At 44.4% G+C, this 23789-nt stretch carries 13 protein-coding genes; all 13 read right to left on the reverse strand.

Annotated elements, in window-relative coordinates:
* Positions 1–28: 28 nt before the first annotated feature.
* Positions 29–445, reverse strand: a complete 417-nt coding sequence (locus D0C16_RS06285) for a hypothetical protein (RefSeq protein ID WP_151031521.1) — start codon at positions 443–445, stop codon at positions 29–31.
* 135 nt (positions 446–580) lie between these two features.
* Positions 581–796, reverse strand: coding sequence for a cold shock domain-containing protein (locus D0C16_RS06290; RefSeq protein ID WP_151031522.1), 216 nt, complete (start codon positions 794–796; stop codon positions 581–583).
* A gap of 12 nt (positions 797–808) precedes the next feature.
* The gene (locus tag D0C16_RS06295; RefSeq protein ID WP_151031523.1) at positions 809–3793 is read right to left on the reverse strand and encodes a hypothetical protein; all 2985 of its coding nucleotides are present in this window, start codon (positions 3791–3793) and stop codon (positions 809–811) included.
* A 169-nt stretch (positions 3794–3962) separates the two neighbouring features.
* Positions 3963–4640: a hypothetical protein gene (locus tag D0C16_RS06300; RefSeq protein WP_151031524.1), complete on the reverse strand. Its 678-nt coding sequence runs from the start codon at positions 4638–4640 to the stop codon at positions 3963–3965.
* Between the two features lie 141 nt (positions 4641–4781).
* Entirely contained in the window at positions 4782–6479 is a 1698-nt protein-coding gene (locus D0C16_RS06305) for a cellulase family glycosylhydrolase (RefSeq protein ID WP_151031525.1), read from the reverse strand.
* Positions 6480–6639: 160 nt separating this feature from the next.
* Positions 6640–8805 (reverse strand): glycosyl hydrolase, encoded by a 2166-nt coding sequence (locus D0C16_RS06310; protein WP_225318928.1) that lies wholly within the window; start codon positions 8803–8805, stop codon positions 6640–6642.
* Between the two features lie 314 nt (positions 8806–9119).
* Positions 9120–9710 carry a hypothetical protein gene (locus tag D0C16_RS06315; RefSeq protein WP_151031527.1) on the reverse strand — a complete coding sequence of 197 codons (591 nt, stop codon included), beginning with the start codon at positions 9708–9710 and terminating at the stop codon, positions 9120–9122.
* Positions 9707–10582, reverse strand: a complete 876-nt coding sequence (locus D0C16_RS06320) for a glycoside hydrolase family 73 protein (protein ID WP_191968658.1) — start codon at positions 10580–10582, stop codon at positions 9707–9709. The genes D0C16_RS06315 and D0C16_RS06320 overlap by 4 nt, the downstream gene beginning before the upstream one ends.
* A gap of 359 nt (positions 10583–10941) precedes the next feature.
* Positions 10942–12924, reverse strand: a complete 1983-nt coding sequence (locus tag D0C16_RS06325; RefSeq protein ID WP_151031529.1) for a family 43 glycosylhydrolase — start codon at positions 12922–12924, stop codon at positions 10942–10944.
* Between the two features lie 84 nt (positions 12925–13008).
* A complete protein-coding gene (locus D0C16_RS06330) occupies positions 13009–15342 on the reverse strand; it encodes a DUF6055 domain-containing protein (protein WP_225318929.1) in 2334 nt (777 codons plus the stop codon).
* A gap of 146 nt (positions 15343–15488) precedes the next feature.
* Positions 15489–17975, reverse strand: coding sequence for a cellulose-binding domain-containing protein (locus tag D0C16_RS06335; RefSeq protein ID WP_151031530.1), 2487 nt, complete (start codon positions 17973–17975; stop codon positions 15489–15491).
* Positions 17976–18600: 625 nt separating this feature from the next.
* Positions 18601–20490, reverse strand: coding sequence for a LamG-like jellyroll fold domain-containing protein (locus tag D0C16_RS06340; protein ID WP_151031531.1), 1890 nt, complete (start codon positions 20488–20490; stop codon positions 18601–18603).
* A 140-nt stretch (positions 20491–20630) separates the two neighbouring features.
* On the reverse strand, positions 20631–23147 hold the full coding sequence (locus D0C16_RS06345) for a carboxypeptidase regulatory-like domain-containing protein (protein WP_151031532.1): 2517 nt from the start codon (positions 23145–23147) through the stop codon (positions 20631–20633).
* Positions 23148–23789 lie beyond the last annotated feature (642 nt).

Below are 23789 nucleotides of genomic sequence, written 5' to 3' on the forward strand. Positions count from 1 at the left end.
AGGCGACCGATATGCGTACTAATTTTTTCTATATCCTTGACTTGAAAAAATCAATAGTATCAATAGCAATCTGATTGCCCGTATGATCAGACTCAATACTTAGACTAAACACCAATTGATTGCGATAAGCAGTTAATCTTAGCGGAATAAAAAAACTGGTCTTACCATGGATTTGCTTACCCCACACATCGGCCCTTCTTGTAGAATTCATCGTTAATTTTTGTACACCCAGCTCGTACACACTAGCGCCTCTAATATCAACACATACGGTTTTTGACGATAAAAACCTTGAGGCAAGTGGCAGACTAATATCCACCACTGTTCCAGCCGATATAAAATTATCAAATATTACACTCAATACATTTCCATCTTCCGTTATCGTTTGAGAATACTTAATATCAGTCGACGAAATATTACAACGTGTAAATCTCCATGATAAATTCATAACAGACCTCAAATTATTAAAAATTGAAAACAAATTAATTTTTAAAATACTTTTCGTAAACCAACTATAAATTTACATTTTTAAATCATGAATGATTGCTGTTATAGCCAAAAACGGTGATTATTCCTTTATGAGCTATCTACTTGCAACAACTACTTTAGTTGCCTCAAAATTGCCATTTCGTTGTTGAAAATCAAATTCCACAGCCATCCCCTTATAAATACTTCCTGAATACACCTGAATTGAGGTGCGAGCGAAGAAAACATCTGCCCCATTGAAAACTGGATCATTTGATTCTATGGAGCCATTTCCGATTTGTTTATCAAAAAATTTAATTTTTCCCCTATACATAGCATCGCCCCATCATTGGCATTGATTGACTGGAATAGTTTTGGAAAAAACCCCCGTTTTTGTGCGCAATGACAACACGGCCGTTGTTGCGGACTTTGGTATAGAGGCGGTGTCTATTTTCTTAAAGGTTAAAACGGCAGTTGAATCATTCTCTACAGAAATGTCATTTGCTTTGACACTGGCGATGCTTGCCGCCACGAGATCCGAAAAGCGTTGGCCAATCAATGTAATCTTCGCGTCATCGCTACACAGATTCAATACAGGGGGGTAGATATCAAAAATTGCGACCGCATCTGATGCCACGCATTTTTCTTCAACTTTTTTACTGTAATACTCCATTGTTAGAGGAGCCTCGCCGTACTTATTCACAACCTTAAATTCTAACAGCGGATTCAATGCGGACTTAGGGATAGCGCTAAGGTTGATTGCGAACTGCAAGCCCTTGTTTCGCGGCAAGCTTTTAACTGGCGTTATTTCTGTTCCAGCAAAGAATACCTTGGAGTCGGCGGTAAGATTATCTCCATATGCGATGACATTTACTTGCGAGTCACAGCTCGTAACTTGCTTGGGTACGACAGAAGAAACGACAACAGCGGATCGCTGCTCACAGGAGTTGATCAGCGGAAGCTGATAAGTGTCAAAGCCATCCGGTGTGGACACATCAACTTGCAAATACGACTTATAGCCCGTATTGGCCAAAGGGATATCATCAATATTAATGGTTGCACTAACACCCTGCATATCCGGCAACAAGGAGATAGCTGTCGTATCATACTCCTTTCCATCAATAAAAATTTTGCTGGCTCGCCAAATATTATCGCCTCGAATTTGCAACGACAACGGCTTATTTTCTGAACTGCAATTATGGATTTTGCCAGGAGTAATACTGCCTATTTTGGGCGATTTAAATACCGGCTGGTTATTGGTTCTCAATAAATAATCAGTAAGCCCAGCCTGGTCGCTGTAGGTATTGGTTATTTTAGCAACCAAGTCTCCACCCTGATAAAATTTATCACTGGTTAAATTCATGCTTTTCCCTTCAGCATTCTTCTGCCAATCCGGGGCCCAGGCACTAAATGATTTCAGTTTAATTTCAGGCCACCACCCTGGAACGGATAAATCCACAAAAAGGCTATATGACTCTAACGGCTGAATAAACTTCAGTTCCTGATTCTTGCCATCCAACACTGCTCTCGGCCCTAAAACCCATCCAAACGCCTGGGGATCTTTTTCAGTGCGCCCCGGCTCAGCAAATCCAACAACAATGGGCGAAATCTCCAGAGCATCCGCCTTCCCAACCGCACTTTGCGAAAATGACGAACCCAGGTTTGCGCCAATTCCTTTACCCGGCATATTGGCCGCAATAGAAGCGGCTAAAACCAATGCATCAGAGGCCCGTGCAGCGGTCGAAACAGCTTGTATTTTCTTTTCAGGTGATATTTCATAAACTGAGATATGAGGACTCTCTTTTGCTAATGCCTGAATAAAGTTGGGAGGAGGTGCAATGGTGCTGTCTTCAATCCCCAAACTGCAATCCTGATTTTGATTTTGCAAAATAGTTAAATATTCAATCGCAAGCTTTGTCAGTTTTGAATAGGTAGCATGTGCTGTTTCGAGACCAGAACCCGCACCAGAAGCCCATTTATTTAATGCCATTTCTTGTGCAATCAGGTTAATTGCATCATTAATTCCTTTCACCTTAACAGCCAAAAAAGCGGCCTCCCTGAGCGTTTTACGGTTTCCATTATCTGTTACATAAGCATTAGAGAGAGACTTTATATCACACTGCTTGCTACCCGTGTGTGAACTCATTTTTAAAGAATCAACTGATTCAGCATGATGAATTACATCAAGGAGTTGCCCCTCTATAATATTAGAAAAATCGCCTGTTAATTCAATAAGCCCTGGTTCAATGGACTTAGGGAGCGCAATCCGATAGTAAAGGTTATTCTTAGTGTCCACCTCTGAAATTCCTAGCGATATTTTCCCATTTCCCCCAGGCCTTGGAACCTGCACATACATAACATTGTAGTATTTTTCGAGAGGGTAAAATTTCGGATTAGTTCTAATATTCCCCCCTGCTTTGCTCATCTCACTGAAGTCATTAATAGTGCTATTTACATACTTTAACCAATTTGCGTAAATTTGGCCGACGAGCTGCTGATCGTTGTTAAAATCCGGCTCTTTAACTTCTAACCTCATAATGCCAACGGTATCATTGTAGGCTTTCTTGGGAGGTAATGAGGTGGGTTGAAACTGAAAACGAACTAGTGCATTACCATCATAGTCGTGAAGAGTGTCAAGCTTTGCTTTATTGATTGCGGATTTGACTACATCCCTGCATGCTCTTTTGTAATTAAATAGCTCTATCGGATCAACCTTGTCCGTGTGCGCAGACATCGCTGATAAGGTGTTAGTCTTTAAGGCAGCAGTCAAGGTATCTATTTTGCCGAGTAATGCTGCTACATCTGCAGCAGCTGGGGCATTCGATGACACACTTGCCAAACTGCTATTGGAAATACTGTCTGTATTGATCGTCTCTGTAAGATCCTTTTTTGCAGCGAGAGTGTCTTTGAGGATTTCTGCTTCGCGCTGCAGCTTCTGTAATGTCATCTCCAATTTTGTTGTAGCGATGTCATTTTTTAAATCCGCTATTTCCTTGTTAGCATCGTAATCAAATGCCTTGGCCGGATCAAAAGATAACCCCAACCCTACAGAAGCCGCACGTATTTGCTCCAAATCTCTGACAATGATGGGAGTAATAGTCGTAAGCTTGCTGCAAGCTTCTAATTCCGGGACAAGAAAAAGCAGTTCGTTTTTTCTTTCTTCTATTAGATAAGCTCTAGGATATTCTTTCGGGTTAGGTATTTTTATACTGCCGGGGATTTGCGTTTTGGAATAACTTACTTCGTTGATATTCAATGCATATGGATTTGAGCAGCCATGCAACAATAGCGTTAGACTCAATGTAGATATAGCAAGTTTTAATCTTTCCATTTTCTATCCCTTTATAAAAAATTTTCAAACTGACCACCTCTGCGTGGTAAACCACCTAAGCAATTCGAGCTTTCAACTATAAAAGTCGACATCTTTATTATCCCCTCAAGCAAGCAATCACTACACTGATCTACCGATTTAAACATCGGACGAACGAGCATCATAACTTCTAATAATCTTTGATAACACTTACAGAACGATCCTTAGAATCTATGACAACTATTTTTATTTTTTCCCCACGATCTGCTACCCCCGGTAAAGATTCGACAATCCAACCATCAGGGGAAATCTTAATTGATTTTGAATCTACATTTCCAAAACTTATAGAATATCGGTAGGGAGGAACCCCACCAGCCACATGAGCAACGGCCTTGTCACCTTCCACGCGAACATCTGCTAACATCAATGTATTTGCAACCGTTTCGCCTGAGCCAAAGTAAAAACCGAGAATTGTTCCTAAAATTCCAACTAATGTCGCAAGCACATCTTTTGAATAGCTGAATCGTTCTTTTAATTCGTCGCCTTTTGCATTCGATGCAACCACCCACACGGAAATTATTAAGGCAATTAATACAGTAACGATTGCCACAAGGAATGTTATTAAACCTCGTGATACATCAGTCTCCCTTAACAGAAGCAAAAACTTACCCTCTGAGTTGTATAGCCCTATAAAGATAATCAGTATTGTTATAAATATCGCAAGAATTAACCCACGAACAACCCAACTTGATTCAGGGATATCTCCCTCACCTTTAGATCCCTGCGAGTTTGGTGGAGCAGGTGGAGTAGGTGGAGTAGGTGGAGCAGGTGGAGTAGTATTGTCATCAGTTGTCTTCTCGTCACTCATGTATTTCACCCTTTAAGATTAACCCAGGATTTCATAATTTTTTTCTAACAAAGTTTATTCAGCCTATTCTTCCGCCCCAAAAAAATAACCCCCCAAATGGGGGGCTATTTTTAATCACTTAATGTCGATTAACTTAACAACTTAATCATCCCCTTTCACAATCGCCTGAATCAGGTTGGGATACAGTTGTGTACCCGAGGCGCGATCAAATAGCGCCATACCACCATTAGCGCCTACGCCGTTATCCCAGTAGATGGGCGCCAGGCCGCGGGTGTAGGCAGCGCGGGTAATGTATTCATTCCAATAAACGCGATAGCCTTCGTGATCGCCGATGTTAGTGCGTGATACAACACCGTATTCACCCAGAATTACACCAACCCCTTTATCCACAAAATTGATTTTCATTTTCTGGAATTGTGAGTCCACCCAGGATTCATTTGCCCAGGTTTCTACTGCACTGGTGTTAGTGGCATTTTTGCCCCATTGGGTGATGTTGCTATTGGTGTTGAGGGTGAAGTTATAGGGATCGTAATAGTGAACTTCCATCAATAAACGATTGGTGGTGGTATCGGTTGGGATTTTCGCGAAATTCACGGTGTGATCAATATTGGTGTTAAAGCCTTGTACTACCAGGAAACGATTGGCATTTCCACCACCCGTTGCGCGCACCGCCGTTACAAAAGTTTGGTTGAAACTATTCTGTACTGTGTAGTATTCAGCCGTGGGAGTGCCGTAATCGCCGTCCACCATTACTTCATTGGTACCGGCAAACAACAAACGGTTATCGTAGTTTTTGAAACGATTGGCAATTTGCGTCCACATAATTTTTAAACGATTGTTGACGTAATTTTGTTGTGCATAAGTGGGTTGCATCCAACCATTGTCCCAATGAATATTCATCACCACATACATATCTGCATTAAGCGCATACTTCACCACCTGCTCTACCCTATCCATCCAGGCGGTTTGAATTACAAAGTTGCTTTCGTCAGAGAATTTACTCCAGGCCACTGGCAAACGAATAGTTTTAAAACCAGCAGCTTTAACCGAGTTAATTAATTGCTGGGTAATTACCGGATTTCCCCAAGCAGTTTCACCGCCGATCGCATCCAACGAATTACCAATATTCCAGCCAATGCCCATCAATTTGGTAAGTTGTACCGACGTCAAAACACCTGCACTGCTTGAACTGCCCGCAATGGAGCTTGATGATCGCACGCTGCTGGACGATGAACGAAGTGATGAAGACACAACCATTGAAGACGATGAACGGGTCGAGGATACCGAAGAGCGACTTGACGAGGATGATGAACGAATCGAGGAAGACGAAGACCGCACAGATGACGACACTAGCGTAGAACTGCTGGATTTGCTGGTAGATACGGAAGATACCGCCCCACCGCAAACCGCACCAGTTACTGCCGGCGTTTCTATAGCGCCATTATTAGCATTCACTTGCACACCAAATGCCACTGTCTGTCCAGGCTGGATATTGCCATTCCAACTTAAATTGGCGGCATTGTACGGATTGGAGCCAGTGATAGTCGCGTTCCAGCTGCCAGACAACCGATTATTCACGTAAACCCAATTCACACTCCAACCATTGATGGCGGAAGTGCCTTTGTTCGTAATTTCGACGTTAGCTGTAGCACCACTGCCCCAATTATTCGTCACAACATATTTACAGGTAGCAGTTTGTGCCAGTGATGTTTGCGCGGCAAACAAGCTCGCTCCCAGAGCAAGGGCTGCACTCCATTTTTTAAAGCGAGGACTTTTTAGCTGCGAGCAGTTAAACGATAAAAAGCGTAGCGATAAAAAGTTTAGCTGTAGGTTTTTCATCAGGTCTTTCTCCTGTCATTATTTTATAAAAACGTTAAACAGCGGGTAAAAAAATTCAGGCAGATGTTATTCCACCTGAATGATAAAAACGCGAACCTCGTGTGAGACTCGCGTGTTCGGCTGAATACAACTACACAGATTTTTAATTAAAGAATATTACTTAAAAATCTGGCAATTCATCCAAAGTGATTACCAGTTCATGGTTGTAGACGTGGCGTTTGTGAGCATTAGTGTTGTAGTACTCGCCAGTCCAGAAATTGCTGGAATTGCTAACACCTTCTGCGGTGTCAACGTCATTCCACACCACAAAATACAGCCACCAGGCATTGTCTTGCTTCATTAAGTCCGGATCGGGAATATTGCTGTTTTCGCTGAGTGCAACCAGCTTCACTTGTTGTGAATAAGCTTTGGCAAGGTTGAACGTAGACGCTTGCGATTCATAATTGCGGTTGCCGTCATAAATATCGTGGCTAACGATATCCACATACGCATCGCCTGGATACCAACCACCGCTCTGACCATTCCACACCCAAATTAAATTATTCAAGCCGTAGAAATTGGTGAGGCGATCATAGAGATGGCGCCACAACACCACTTGCGCGTAAGCTGCTGGAATTCCATCGGTACGATCATTACGGCCCCACCAAAACCAACCGCCGGATGCTTCGTGCAATGGGCGCCACAACACAGTGACGCCAGCGTCTTCCAATTTTTGCAATTCGGCGGCAATCAATGCAATGTCTGCTTCCATGTTGGCGTAACTTGCGCTCGCGGTATCCAACTGACCATTCGCGATAGGAATCGAGAAACTGGTGTCCGCCGTGTAGAAAGCGCCGATGGCTGTACTCGCCGCATTAGGGTCGCGCCAGTGCCAGGCAAACGTCACCAAGCCGCCGCGGTTCCAATGGGTAATCGCCTCTTCGGTTTGTTTGAGCCCTGGGTTGCCCGCCCACAAGCCGTAGTTCATGAAGTCGTAACCCATAATCGCTGGCGCACGCGCAGTATCATTAATTACGCGTTGATACTGATCGATATTATCTTGCCAGGTCAGGTCTTGCTGACCAGACAAAACATGGTTGCCCCAAATCGATTTCAAATAGGTAAATACGCTTTTGGTGGTTGCATTTGCATTTGCATTAACCGGAGCGGTACGCGCCGGTGCTTGCGTCGCACTACCCATGCCCGGACACATACTTTTCGATAAACACACAGCTCCACTTTGATAACCCCAGCTGCCGTTATCGGTTGCACATAAATTCAATTTGGATGAACCAATCATGCAGTACGAAAAATTACCAACACCGGAGGTATCTGCTTTGGAACCGTACACAATACAGGAGTAACTATTTTCCCAACCCCAACCATCGCCGTCCGGATCTGAATCCGCTGAGCGACAGTAGGGCCAACCGCTCGCAGTCGCATTGGGAATAACACCGTTAGGGCTACTGCTGGAAGTGCCGACACTGCTCGATGAGCGAATCGATGAGCTACTCGAAGAAACACTGGACGAAACACTTGAAGAAACAACACTGCTCGATGAAGAGCGAATACTGGAAGAACTCAAGAAGCTTGATGCGCTACTTCTAATTGAGCTTGAACTCAGAGATGCGCTGGAAACAGGGCATCCACCAACTGCACCGTAGGGTAATGGCTGGCCCGCGCAGGTGGAAACAGCGATGCAACTTTTGTTGTTTTCGTAACCCCAACCACTCGCTGTCGCTGTGCAAACAGGATAAAAAGTGCCGTACCAATTACACTGCTGAACAGCTGCACAAGTAGAAGAAACTATTGAAGAGATGGAGCTGGACGAGCGAATCGACGAGCTTGAACTCAGGATCGACGAAGAGCGAACCGATGAAGACGAGGAACGCAACGAAGATGAAGGAATGGTGCTCGATGAGGGTCTTGAGCTGGATGAAGGAAGGCTCGACGATGTCGCCACACTCCCACAAATAGATCCCGTTACTGCGGGCGTTTCAATCGCACCACCATTAGCGTTTACCTGCACACCAAACGACACCTTTTGCCCAGGCTGAATAGTGCCATTCCAATTCAGGTTGGTCGCTGAGTGCGGGTTGGAACCGGTCACAGTTGCGCTCCAACTGCCCGATAAACTGTTTTTGCTATAACCCCAGTTCACCGTCCAACCGTTAATCGCACTGGTACCGTTATTGGTAATTTCGATATTGGCGGTAGCACCACCACCCCAGTTATTACTTACCACGTATTTACAGCTTGCACTCTGCGCCACAGATCCTTGCGCGGCAAAAATGCCGGCGCTCAGCAGTGCGACAGTGCCCAGCAGTTTTAGCCGGGTCGCGTTCATCAGGATGTTCTCCGTTGTCATTACTTCGTTATTAATTATTAAAAGTACCGGCGCAATGGCGGAACAATGCAATCCACGGCCGGAATTGCCTTGGACTAATACAGCAGTCGCTATACGGGATTTTCGAAAGGAAGGAATCGAGAAAGCTTGGCGAACAAATAGTCAGCAGGACTAGATATTACAGATTCATGTGAATAATAGGATTTATTTGGCCGCCAAATGTGATGCTTTTGACGACACAAATTCCATTATGAGATTGGTTTCACAAACAGAACTAATTTTAAATATAAAAATTTGCTCGAATTACGGTGCGACTAAAGCAATTCAATTATCGCGACAAGAACATAACCTTGTTTGTATTGTTTAAAGACCGCAAATCCGCCCACCAAGATCCCGTCAATTACCTGAGCTTCCGCATAAACCCAACAATCAGGAGCGACCCTCAAAACAACGGGACTACCCTCAACTGCCTCTGGCAATGGAGTCATAGCCTTTTTCAAAAAGCTGCCCCATTGATCAAAGGGAAGGTTAGCAACCTTAGCGATAAAATTGTGTGTTGGCAGTTGCTTGTAATCTTTAACAGGCACCCCGGGAAAGAGTATTTTTAGACTTAGGGGAGTTTGACTTTTTAGTGCAAACTCCATTTGATCATTTATAGTCGCTGCAGAAACTTTTTGACTAAGCTCCTCGCCCCGTCCACCAAGATTTCCAGATGTAAACTTTCGAACCAGGTATATACCATCAGGGCTAGCAACACTCTTAAATTTTGAAAGATCACCCTTCGATATTGCGTGAGAGAAGGAAACAATAGACGTTCTAATAGGCCTTTCCATATCAGCGCTATCGGCGCTACAAAAACAACAGAACCCCGAAAAAAAAGCAGCAATCAAAAAACGAAAGATCATATTAATTTCCAAGACTCCATAATTGATATTAAAGATTTTGCGTAATTAGGATCAGTTGCATAACCTGCCTTTTGCAGGCCCTCAGCCCATGTTTTTGGATCCTTTGTACTGAATAGAAACTTGTATCTTATATTTTGCTTAAGAAATTTAGTCCGCCCGGTAATTGATTCCGAAAAACTGTTGTATGCCTGAAATCTATCGAGAATCTTAACTCTCTTGCCATTAATGACTTCGTGAGTATAAATATCTACTGGCCCTGCAGTTCCGACCCCTTTAATACCAAATAAGTTATAACTATATTTTTTTGTATTGATATCTATTGGAACAAACTTGCCATACCCTGTTTCGAGAATCGCTTGTGCCGCAGCAACTGCTGCTGGCACTCCGGAAATGAGAGATTCCCTCTTTGCCGCATCAAATACGTTTTTGACGAAATCCTCTTTAGCAAGCTCAGAAAAATTAACATCTCCAGATAAAGCCCTTTTTACTGAAAGAGAAAATTTAGCATTACCTGTTTGATGAGATACCCCCGGCAGCAAGGCACTGGAAACCTTTAATAAATCAATTTTACTTTCAGTCAATGCCCCGGCCTGCCGCTTCGACATAAGCATCTTTGAATTTAATTTATCAAGTGTTTTTCCTGAAGGGTCTATACGTCCATCTGGCATAACCATAGACATAGAGACTTGTTGAAATCGGCGAATAGCGGATTGGGTGATTTTACCTGCAACGCCATCTTCTTTCAGAGGAATCAGTGGCGTTAAAAGATTGTTTTTAATAAAAAAATTCAGCGCTTTTTGAATAACAACAACATCTGACCTTTGGTTTTTCCCATTTTCACCAACAGAACAAATAATACGAACGCTGTTCATCTCTCCTCCTTTCATTACTGCCTTGTTGATTTAAACCCTGCAATCCATATCCACTATGAGACATTATTGAAAACCATATATTTACTCTAAAGATCCTAACCCGTTAAAGCATGAGTGAGGATATAAGCAACCAAAAATCAAAACAATACCGACTCACAAAACAATCATGATAAAACGCTACCAATTCACATATACCTCAACATAACGAGCTAACGTGTCACTAAATTTTCCATAGGAATGGTTAATTTCCTACCGCCCTTTAACAATATTAACATCCACATTTTTTTTGCAATAACTATAAAAAAGCCCGAGGAATAACTTCACTCGGGCCTGTAAGCGCACAACAAAAAATGTAACAGTTAGAAGCTCAAACCCGTTGACGGCGTGATGGGTTTGATTGTGCCATCGCTATTGAAGAATAATTTTTCAATCGCCACCTGGCGACGGTAAGTGCCGCCACCTTTTCCATTGCTAATGTGATACACCAAATACCATTGCCCTGCGTATTCGGTAATCGCCGGGTGGCTAGTTGGTGCATCCTGCCCTGCTAATGCGGGTAATTTTTCAAGTATGCGGCCGCGATAGGTCCAGGGGCCGGTCGGGTTGGTTGACGTGGCATAATCAATTGTCGCCGGGTTGGCACCTGCAGCGTAAACCATGTAGTAAGTACCATTGCGTTTGGTGAGGTAAGGCGCCTCAAAGAAATCGCGCGGTGTGCGCTCAATCCAATTGCCTTTAATGGAAGTCATATTGTCATTAAGCGCAACAGTAACCATTCGCCAGAAACCGCCGTAGGTTAAATAGGCTTGGCCGTTATCATCGACAAACACTGTGGGGTCAATGGTGTAAACCGTTTGGCCTGCATCGGTGTAATTAAAGGCGTTCATTTCGATGGTATCGTCAACCAGTGGTGCACCAATCGCATCGCGGAACGGACCCAGTGGGCTATCGCCGACCGCAACACCAATTGCCATTCCACCACCGCGCTTATTGACCGGGACATACCAATAAAATTTTCCACCGCGTTCAATCATTTGCCCTGCCCATGCGTTCGCATCAGCCCAAGTGAAAGTACTTAAACTCATTACCGGCGCACCATGATCCGTCCAGTTCACCATATCGGTGGATGACAACACATACCAGCTGCGCAACAAGAAACCATTGGTTCCTTCATCGCGACCCGCAGTGATATAGAAAGTACAATTGTGAACAAATGATGCAGGGTCAGCGGTAAAAATATTTGGCAGAATTGGATTACTGCCGCGCGTTCCCGCTAATGGGCCAGTGCAATTTCCGGTTGAGGAATTACCGGATGAACTCGCCACACTGCTGCGTGAACTGCTGGAGGAACTTTTTGCCGAGGAGGATTGCGGTGGTTGCCCAACAGGAACCCCTGCAACACGCCACTCCAATATGCCGGTAGATTCCGTTGCATTTAGCATGGAAACACGCAGGCGATTTGTGACAACTGAATTTAATGGCAAATTATTAAACGCATTTTTTGCCAGTGGCACATCGCCAATGCTGACCCAATTACTGCCGGTCCAATATTCGATGTAGGCACGTGTTGGCGTAAGCACACCACCGTTGTCGTCAAACCAATAGATTTGTGTGTTGGTAAGCGAATACGTTTGCGGCCAATCGTATTGCACCCATTGGATGGAATTTGGATTATTCCAGTTGCCATAGGCACCTTGCGATTTATCATTCGAATTTGCAGGAATACTGTTGTCGTTCACTGCTGCCAGTGTTTCCCAAGGCGAAACATACGAAGTCGTGGCAGTTGCCAAAGCCGCAATATTATTCGCGATGGGTGCCACACTGTTCACTGAACTGCTGCTGCGAATAATACTACTGGCGCTGCGACTGCTGGTTACGGGATTGCTCGAAACTATGCTACTCGAAACTATGCTGCGTGAAACAATACTACTCGCTACAGATCGACTGGAAACAGTATTCACACTCGATGCAGTTGCTGCACATAGGCTTCCACTCAAAGCAGGTGTTTCTACTGTTCCACCATTAGTCACAGCCTGGAAACCAAACTCTGCAGACTGACCAGGATTTAATCCACCATTCCAACCCAGATTGGTCGCCGTGTAATTACCACTCAGCTGCGCATTCCAGGCATTTGTCACGGTGTTTTTTGCGTAAGACCAACTCACTTGCCAGCCATTTACACGTGCATTAGTGTCATTGGTTATGCGAATGGCGGCGGTATAACCTGCGCCCCAATTGTTAGTGATTGTATAAGTGCAAGCGGCGTTTGCAGTTGTTGCACCGACTGTAGCAACCAAGCCGAATAATGCCAGCCGGCTATAATTTTTAACCATGGTTTTCATAAAAAATCTTTCCCCAAAAATTCACTGCTGCCACTGCAGCAGTGATTTCATAAATGTGAATTAACGCGAATTGATGAAACGGATTTAATCGCGCGGGCGCGCCCCGATAATTTGGACTTGATAATTCAGGCCAACCGCTTCAGGACTGGTATCCGTCGTTTCGAAGGCGTTGTAGAGGTACAAATTATTCGGTGTGTTAGTCACAACCAAACTTGATTCTTCACCAGCAGCCAATTGGAAGTTGCCAGCACCGCTCGGTAGATCCACATAACGCACAGCATTGTTCGACGCTTTAATCGCCACCACCGCCGTAAAATTACTATCGCTCAAACCATTACCCAGGTTGGTAACCTGAATGCTGATTTGGCCGGAGCCCGTTGCCGTTAAAGGAATAATATTACTGCCGGTGTATTGCGGTTTACGCGCAGCGATGACCCGCCAAGTAGTGGAATCAACGGCTTCCAGGTTGCGATAGGCGCGCGTGCGGAAACTCGCATCGCGTTGCGCGCTTAACACACGTGATTGCACTAGCGGATGACCAATATCGCCATAGGCAATACGCGCACGGTAGCGACCAACCAATGTCTGCACTGAAACGGGCTGAACGAGGCGAGCCAAACTGTGCAAAGGCGTTTCCTGACCCTGATAGGCACGAATTAGATTGCGGATTGCATCACGCCCCAGATTGGAATAATTATCCGGATTGTTGCTCAAATAATTAAGGAACGGCCAGGCTTCGTACAAATTATCTTTATGGACAATTGTGCGATAAGAGCCCGCATGCAATGACTCAACGTTAAAGTTAGTGGTGTTATTGAGTGGACTAATGTAGGCATCTGCAAACCACTCTGCGGTAGTTTCCCACCAGGCACCGGTGCGTGCCTTATCAATCCAGATGGCTTCCGCCAACGTAATTCCATGACCAAATTCATGGGTAGAAATACTATCGACATTCAACAAATTACTGCGCATCACCAAGTAACTTAAACCGGCGGTGCCGTTGTAACCCATAAAGCCACCGGCATCGATATCCGTTACCGAATAAACGTTAATTTTGAAGAAACCGGGCCTGCTCGAATGAATGGATTGTGCGGGCGATTTAAACCCGCGACTCGTTACAAAATAGTCATACACTTTTTCCATATGCTCAAGCATACGAGTTACATCGGCGTCGGAATGGGTGCCTAAATTTCCTTTAGGTCCCAGTTTATTTACAGCACCGTAATACAAACGGAAACGGTTGGAATCTTTGTACGCCGCGTTACTGGTATTAATACCTTCGTATTCGTATTGAGTGGTAATCGGCGTAAACACAGCAGCCGACGAACTGCTCGCCAAAGAAGACGAAACTGTAGCGCGCGAACTGCTCGATGAGCTGCTCATAACCGACGCACTAGTGCGAACCGAAGAACTACTCTGTGCAGCAGAACTGACAAGGCTACTTCTCGACGAAGAAGTTAACGCCGCTGAACTGCTGATACGAGAACTGTAACTCGCAGCATTACTACTGTTTGAAGAGCTAATGGTACCTGCTGCACTACCCGCAACGCGCCACTCCAGAATTCCGGTTGATTGTGTTGCATTAAGCATGGACACACGCAAACGGCTGGTCTCAATTCCATTGAGCGCCAAGGTATTAAATGCATTTTTTACCAGCGGCACATTGCCCGCATTCACCCAGGCACTGCCATTCCAATATTCGATATAAGCGCGAGTTGGCGTGAGCACACCGCCGTTATCATCAAACCAATAAATTTGCGTATTGCTGAGCGAATAATTTTGTGGCCAATCGTATTGCACCCATTGGATTGAATTCGGATTATTCCAGTTGCCATAAGCGCCGGCGGATTTATCATTAGAGTTCGCAGGGTTACTATTGTCGTTAACCGCACGCAAGGTTTCCCATGAAGAAACAAAAGAGGTTGTCGCAGTAGCAAGCGTCGCAATATTATTTACCACAGGCGCAACACTGCTGGATGAACTACGCCCGGCACTACTTACATTAACAACACTACTTGCGCTACTGGAAACGGCCGGCACACTCGAGGTTGCTGATGAACCACACAAAGCGCCAACAATTGCAGGTATCTCCACTGCCCCACCATTCGTTAACCCCTGAACGCCAAACTCTGCTGACTGACCAGGATTTAAGTTGCCATTCCACGCGAGGTTAGTGGCCGAATAACTTCCACTTAATTGCGCATTCCATGCACTGCTCACTGAATTTTTTGCATATTTCCAATTCACTTGCCAACCCGTAACGGCTACACCAGTATCATTAGTTACACGAATGGATGCAGTAAAACCTGCCCCCCAGCTATTACTCACTGTGTAAACACAAGCCGCCGATGCAGATGTGGCTGCCAGGGCACTTGCGAACCCCAAACCGATAACACTTGCCATTGTTAATTTACGCATAACAAAGCTCTCCTGAATCCGGATTATTTTTCCAGACTACAAATAAATGAATGCAGAACCCCAATGCGACTTTAAAAAAAGTGCACTAACTATTGGAGAAATGGAATAGCCCAATCACTGGTGTGATTGGGCTGCAGATCAATTAATTATTGATAGTGTTTGTCGTAGAGCGGCGCAGTACCTGTTACCCCTTCCACAATTTCCAAACGGTAATCGTGTTTACGGGTGCGAGTTTCTTCGCCGTTGTAGAGGTAATCCACATTGGACACCACCGCTACCACTACACCATTTTTCGGCGCTTTGGTGAGATCGAGACAAGCTTCGCCACTGCTAACCGGTTTGCTGTAAACCGCTGTGCCATCTGCCGCGCGATAGGCTAATTGCACGCGCATGTTTTGCCCGATAGGTTGGAAATTCACGCGCACTTTATTGCCTGTCACTTTTAACGGAATCTGGTTAGCACCAGACCAACCCGGCAAAGTATCGGTACTAGGAATAAGCGTTGTACCTTGCTGTGTAGTTGCTGCATAGAACGTCAAGCGATGGGGAGTTGGCTCTTGCAAAATACCGCCGGGAATTTCTTCTGCACCAATCGTTCTTCCCCAATTATTATTGATGGGCGATTTAAACGCATTGCTCCAGGGGCCGAAATCGACCATCGCCTGACGCGCACGGAATTCCATAATCATGCGCTGCGTTTGTTCTTCGCCAACACCGCCGGCCAGTGAACGCAAAATATGATTGTGCGCACCTTTCGCCCACAACCAGGCATTTGCCCCTTTTGAAACGTGCACACCGAGGAAATGCGGGAACGCGGAGTTGTATTGGTTACCACCCAGGTAATCGCGCCAGGTAGAAATTTGCTGGCCGTTCACACGACGATCCACGCCCTCGGCATTCGGGCCACCAAAGGTACCATCTTGCAACCAGCCGCTGTAATTTTCGATGGGCATATGCGGTGCGAGGAATGAGGTTGCATCCAAAAATCCAACACCGTAATTGCCAGTGCGTGATGCTTCCAGATTCATTTGCAACCAGGTGTTTCCTCCTTCGTTAAACCAGGCTGCTTTGTTGCCGCGTGTTGCCATGATGGTGTGAATAAATTCGTGCGTAATACCACCGCGCTCACTCGGTGTCACCACGGGATAGTAAGACAACAACACCATTGGATAACCATTGATACCGCTTTGCCATCCACCTTTTTCCGTGTTTGCAGCACTATCGGTACACAAGCCAGAGCCGTAGAGATAAATATTGCTGAAGTAACCTTCCTGCTGCAATTTATCCACTGGCCAGCCCATCACATTGTGAATGTAATCAGCATCTTCATTCAGGTTAGTGAGTACGCGATCAATATCGGCATCGGTAATTGCGGGGTTGCGATTTTTACCCCAGATAAATGCAAAGCGACCTTTGGTTTTTACACCGGCAATAGTGCTGGCCGGGCAACCGTTGTAAACCTTGAATTTGCTCGGGTCCACCTGGCCGAAATCGGTGCGGAAATCGTAATTCAAATCCGGTTCATACTTCGGCCATTCGTGAGCGCTACATTGCGCAACGCTCGGCGAACTGCTTGAGCTGCTGCTCACCACCGGCGTACTACTTCTTACCGATGAACTGCTCGCGGGTGTGCTGCTACGCATCGATGAACTGCTGCTTCTCGACGACGAGGTTACCGCTATTGAACTGCTTGAACGCGAACTGGACATTACCGGTGTGCTGCTGCGTGATGAACTCATTCCTCCCGCTGCAGTTCCCGCGACTCGCCATTCCAGAATTCCTGTTGATTGCGTCGTGTTTAACATGGACACACGCAAACGGCTGGTAACAATTCCATTCAATGCCACATTATTAAATGCATTTTTTGCCAGCGGCACATTGCCCGCATTCACCCAGGCACTACCATTCCAATATTCGATATAAGCGCGAGTTGGTGTTAACACACCGCCGTTATCATCGAACCAATAAATTTGCGTATTGCTGAGCGAATAATTTTGCGACCAATCGTATTGCACCCATTGGATTGAATTTGGGTTATTCCAGTTGCCATAAGCACCGGCCGATTTATCGTTGGAATTTGCCGGATTGCTGTTGTCATTGACGGCGCGAATGGTTTCCCACGGCGACACATAGGACGTGGTTGCGGTTGCAAGCGTCGCAATATTGCTCGCTATAGGCGCAACACTGGTCGCCGCGCTACTTATGCGGCTACTTGAGCTAGCGGCTGAAATAATACTGGCGCTGCTGGATGCAATCGCTGCGCAAAGTACGCCCTGTATTTGTGGTGATTCAATCGCACCACCGTTAGTAACCCCCTGCACACCAAACTCCACCGAACGGCCCGGCTGAATGCTGCCATTCCAAGCGGTGTTGGTGGCGGTGTATGCACCGCTTAAGGTTGCATTCCAACTATTCGTCACTGCGTTTTTAGAATAGGCCCAACTTACTTGCCAACCGTTAACGGCGGTAGCGGTATCGTTGGTAATGCGAATCGCAGCGGTATAACCGCTCCCCCAATTGTTGGTCACTGTGTAACTACAGGCGGCAGTAGCGCCTGTTCCCCAAGCTGCGGCGAGCAACGCGACCCCAAGAGCGCCGGCCAAGCGCGAGCCTTTGGCAATAGTTCCAAGCATAAATACACCTTTTTATTAAAGTTATGACGACAGGTTCCACGCCCCGCGAAAAAAGCTTCAACTCAACGCCGAAACCTCTGGCAAGGACTGCAGTAAAAAGCGAAGGGTGTAAAAGAAAGACGGGGCGCGAACCTTACGCACGTGTGAATGTAAAAGTCAGATCCTGATAATCGACGGCGCTCGCAGTTACAGTGACCGAATCTGTAGTGAGTTCAAAAGAGCTTATAGTTTTACTGTCCAGCACCATCGCAGTGCATACTAGTTTTCAGCGCCACTTGTATTCAAGAGAATTGGGCGCCAATTAATATTATTATGATAAAAATATGATAAGCTGCCGTTTCATATATGACGTAGTTTTCAAAATTGCAAATTACCGCCTTTCAGGGAAGTCCCTACGCTCATCAGCAATGGCATTCACTTGCTATCCAGAACCGACTACTTGCTCTAGTTAATAGTAGCGCTCCAGCATAACTTAATTACACTGCATGGATTGTAGCCGGTCAGAACAAGCGTGCTTATTTTTAAAATAAGCCCAACCGTCGTACTAACCATAGAAAAAAACGAGGATTTCTCAATAGAAAAGTCCTCGTTCTTCTAGCCACAACTGCAATTACTAATTTTTAGCTTATCTCTTATTAGTTTTTACTTTGTCCTTCCATAACTTCACGGGCTTGGCACCACCACACGTGGTAGACTCTCCGTAAATTTTCAGTTTGTATTTCTTATTCTTTTGTAGCCCAACAAAAGTGTGGCTATAGGTAGTAATTCCGGAGGAGCTCGTATTACCAGGAACCATGACATAGTCAAAATCACAGGTATCACTAAAGTTCCATGAAGGCTTCCTACACACTTTATAGCTATCAAACTGTTGGTCAGTTTTCCAGGTTAAGGTAATGGAATTACTAGACTTTGAAACATCAACCTTAAACGTTGAACTTGCACTTTTTGTTTTAAATTTCGGCCAACGCAAACTGTCGCTCAGCCGATTTTCGTAACCACGCTGATTACTCAACCAACCTTTGGCGTAATAAGTGGTGGATGCCTTAAGGCCGCAAAACGTGTACTTTCCGCTATTAACCCCATCAATTAACACTAGATTAGGATCAGAGGTAGTAGCATCAATATAGGTTCGATTTGAAGTATTGCACTCCCCAACATCTCGCCAAAAACCTTTCTTTTTAACACATAAACCAATATTCGGAACACCGCACTCCTGGGTCCATTTTACAGTCACTTTATTGGACGTTACATTTTCTACAGAAATGCTGTTTGAATAATTGCTTTTTTTAGTAGTGAATGTTGTTTTTAATTCATTAATTTCCTCATATTTAGACTGGCAAATAGTTTCAGTTTTGTTGCCATCAAAATCTATATCATTAACATCCGTAAAGCAGTCATCCACAACGCCAGCAATGGCAAGATTGTACGTAGTCTCATCCTCCAATCCATCCAGCGAATGATCCGAAGAGCCGCTTGAACTAGGGTTTGTTGACTCAATTTTTAATGCCAAAATATCACACACCTGATCATTAACACCCGGTATCGTGTTAGCTGATTTTTTCAAGCAAATAACATAATTGTCATAGTGGACATAGGCATTAGGAATTGAGTAATCAACATCGACGTTGCAATATTCTGGCGTCACGGTGATAGCTGAACCAGGAACACTTCTCGCTCCCAATCTGGATACACTGGTCTGATCCAGCAACTGATCTTCTGTATAGACGCTGCTATTGACTCGTACTTCGTCAATCGAACCAGTAAATGCCCAGTGAGCCCAAAAATTATTTTCACCGATATTGAGTGTGCTACTTCCCGCAAGCGGTGCAGTACACCAGGATATGTCAAACGCCTGTGATGGGGTTCCATTTACAAAAATAGTTACCTTGTTAGTAATATTTACCGCAACATGCTGCCAACTATTGTCGGTAAGCGGAGATGTTGGCGTTGACTGGTAATTTCTAGCTCCGTTAGCACCACAAGCCACTGTCAACATGACGCCGCCATTATAGTAATTTAACGATACCCCTACTCCGTTGGTCGCTGCCGTACGATTATCCAGCAAAGTCATGGAGTTAGTTTTATTGGTTTTAAACCATAAAGAAATGGAAGCCCCATCAGCATCATTTAATGTAATAGGAACAGGTGATGCAGTTAATTTTCCAGAGGTCGGCGTTTTTGCTATAGAGCTTCCTGCAACACCCGACACCAACGATTGGCTCGCAGTCCCAGTGTAATTTACAGTTATCGGCCGAGATGACGAATCCTTAAAAAAACCATTCGATAATGCATCAAAATCAAGCCTGAAAACTTCATCGGATTTAATGGCTTTAAAATCCAATGCATCTTGCTCCATCTCTTCTTTAATAGCTGCCGCCTCTTCCTGCGCCAGCATGTTTTCTATATGTGCGGAGGCAATTGAATCATCTGCCACGACCAACCCGGCAGGACAAGATTGTGCTAAAACTGCGGGCGTAACCAATGAAATTAGTACAAAAGAAAACAACTTTTTCATAAAAAAATCCTTATCAATAAGTGTGGTAAAGGAATGTTTTCAAGGAATAGAAATTTTTTACATGACGAATCCCTCCAAAAAATGCAATAAAAACCTGTGGAAATCTGAACCTACAGATTTCCACGGGTAGGAATAATTTACTATTGGATATTGGCGGGCTGGGTTGTGTTGGTGATGGTATTTATCGGTATAAGCATTCCATTCACCATTTGAAAAACTGTCCACAAGTTCCCGGTTTGGCCAGTAGGTACAGAATAGCTCTGGACATGTATTCCATTAGCGTAAATATCTACCGTCGCCTGAGAAGCGGAAAGCGCCGTACTATTAGTGGTATTTACTGCGGAGTAGTTATGCACTGAATAAACGTAATTACCATTTATCATTTGCTTTTTAATATTAATGGTCTCAGGCCCTATTCCATCGGTGTCATCAAGATCCAATTTTGCTTCACCAACGACTTCTATTTGTGAATAGTAAACATGATATCTGGATGTACCGCCTGCTATCGGGCCCGTCAGGTGAGCATCCAGGTCCGCCGGTGACGAACCCCAACGCAGAATAACGCTAATATCTCTTTGCTTGGGTGGTAGAGCAACTTGTGTTTGATTAACCTTGCAGGCGAGTGCGTAAAGATCAACATAGGCTGTGCCCATATTGGAAGCAGTAGCAGTAACAGTGTATCCACCTACCGGCAAAGTGAAACTGAAATTTCCTGTAGCGTTCGTGGTTCCTGTAGCTATTACCGCCCCGGAATAGTTATTGAGACCGGCTCGTACCTCCAAGTTAGCAGTAGCTACGATACTACCCGTGAGCGCATTGATAACCGTTCCACTCGTGATCACAGAACCAGTTGCATCAGGTGTTAACAGAATTTTCGCCAGCGATCGAGAGGTTTCAGTTGCGATATTAATGCTCTCATATTTCACAGTTTTGTAACCAGATTTAGCGACAGTCACGTAGTAATCAGTGTTTTGCGCGGCATCAAAACGATAGGTTCCATCCACTGCAGTTGTTACCTCCTGAATTAAATCCCCGCTAGCACTGAATAGACTCACGGTGGCATTGGATATCGACGCGCTTGTACAGGCATCCCCTATTGATCCGGTAATCGGAATCAGAGTTTGTACCATTAAGAAATCAAAATTCGAACATGCGCTTGGACTTGGGCCCTGAACTATATCGGTGTAAGTTTGGCTCCAACCAGTTGTTTGGTTGGTCACGGTGACTTTTGTTGAAACCTTGGGAATATTCAAAATTGTAAAATTGGGTGATGAATCAGCACTGCCATTCAATACAACATTGGTTTGTACATCAGTACGTCCATCTGATTCAGCAGTAATAGTGTAATAGTAGGTTTTACCCGCGACTCTAATTGAATCATCAATAACAAAACCGTTGATGCAACCACAAGTTTGATTGGTGTAACAAACTGGCTCGTCAACATTCCACGTTGTAAAATGGGTAACACTGCCAACATAAATACCGTTGGTCAATGTAGCCACGCCTTCCTCTTTCCACTTACCCAACGTTTCATCATAGAACCATAATGGTTGGGTAGATGTCGCTTTTTGTGGTCTGGAAGCCGGAATGCGAATAGTGAACGGCCCCTTGTTCTGCAGAGAGTAAATATTTCCTGATGTCACTCCGCGCACAACAACATCCAACATTCCCTGACTAATCAATTCAACAGCAGCACCATTTTTATCAACAGCCGAAAAATTGCCTGGTGCCGAGGCAATCTCTCGAGTTGCCGCGCTGATACTTGTTATAGACACCGACAAATTTTCAGTAATACCACTCATTACTGGAAAAGTTACCGATGCACCATCGAGCGTACTTACCGTATTCGTCACCGCAGGATTAATTATTTCAGTCGTATCAACTGGCAATAGCTTTTCAACGACAGAAACCTGATTTTTGCTGCTTTTGTAAATCCGATGAGTACTAGCATAACCATTTGCGGACACACTCACCGCATACTGTGCTGCCATTGGTACCTGCACAGAGAAACGCCCTCGAGCATCTGTAGTTCTGGTGAGTTGGCCAATTTTTACTGTGGCATTACTCAAATATTCACCGTTGAAGGTTTTAACTTGGCCGCTAACACTGGCAGTAGCAGCGCTCGTATCTATAACGGAAATCGTGGACACTGAAGTGAGGGAAGTGATTGCACCATTGAACGAAGGATCATTACTTTGGTTATGATTAGACCAATCCTGTTTGCTTACACGGAATTGAACTGAAACGTAGTCCTTATCTTTCAGTGTACCTGCGCCAGGCTTGAAACGAATGACAATTTCCTGATCAGTAAACTCGAAATAAATATCACTATTTATTGACCGATAGCTACTGTAATTGATACCAACAACCGAGGATTGATCCACTGTACCAACTAATGGAGAAGATCCTTCTTTAACATACTTATAGACAATTTTTAGATTAGCAAGCGGAAAATCTTTATTTTCATTATTTTTCACCCGAATTTCTGCCTGAATCTGCGGGTTTACTGATTCCCGCACAAACGGCATATATTGCACTTCAAATGCCTGTACAACTGAACTTAAAAAGAGAAAAAAGACAATAGCTAATCGCAAGAATGATAGATACATTGAAACATTCCTTTTTGAGAAATAAATAGAAATCGTAAATTTGAACAACTGTTATTGTGTATTTCAGTTTCTGATTTTCATGGGAAGTCTAATTATTATTTTAATAGCGCAATTCGGAACCCTACGCTGCGATCAAGACTAACAAAGTAACTGCATCTAAATCCGTTAAGGGCACGCTTTTAAACGACATAATTTTTATTAAAAAACCACTCCTAAGTACCAACATCACATTTCTATGTGATTATTTTTACTGGCTAAATTTAAAGAACAATGTTTGAAACCAATAAAACATGGTTACCATCCTTAGATAACAAACAAGAATTTAAAAATATCACTGACATCAGCCAATTATCCTCAATCCAGAGTTAAACGGTTGTTTGGCAAAAATTTGCTGGGTAGTAGCTCATAGTCCCTTCCCACATCTTCCCTGACATATTCCTCTCGGCGACAATAGGATTCCAAGAGTGGAGAGCCGACGATTTTTTGGCGCCCTGCAACAAAACGAAATTGATTCCAACGATTTCGATACAAGCTATAGGCAGGGAATTTGACCTTCCCCGCGTGCTACAGGCCTAACCAACACAAGCCTTAACCAAAAGAAGGCTATAGAACTACTTCTATTCAAGAGAATTGGGCGCCATTTAATATTATTATTATAAAAATATGATAAGCTGCCGTTTCATATATGAC

It is taken from the genome of Cellvibrio sp. KY-GH-1 (genome assembly GCF_008806975.1).
In the GTDB taxonomy this organism is placed as follows: Bacteria; Pseudomonadota; Gammaproteobacteria; order Pseudomonadales; family Cellvibrionaceae; genus Cellvibrio.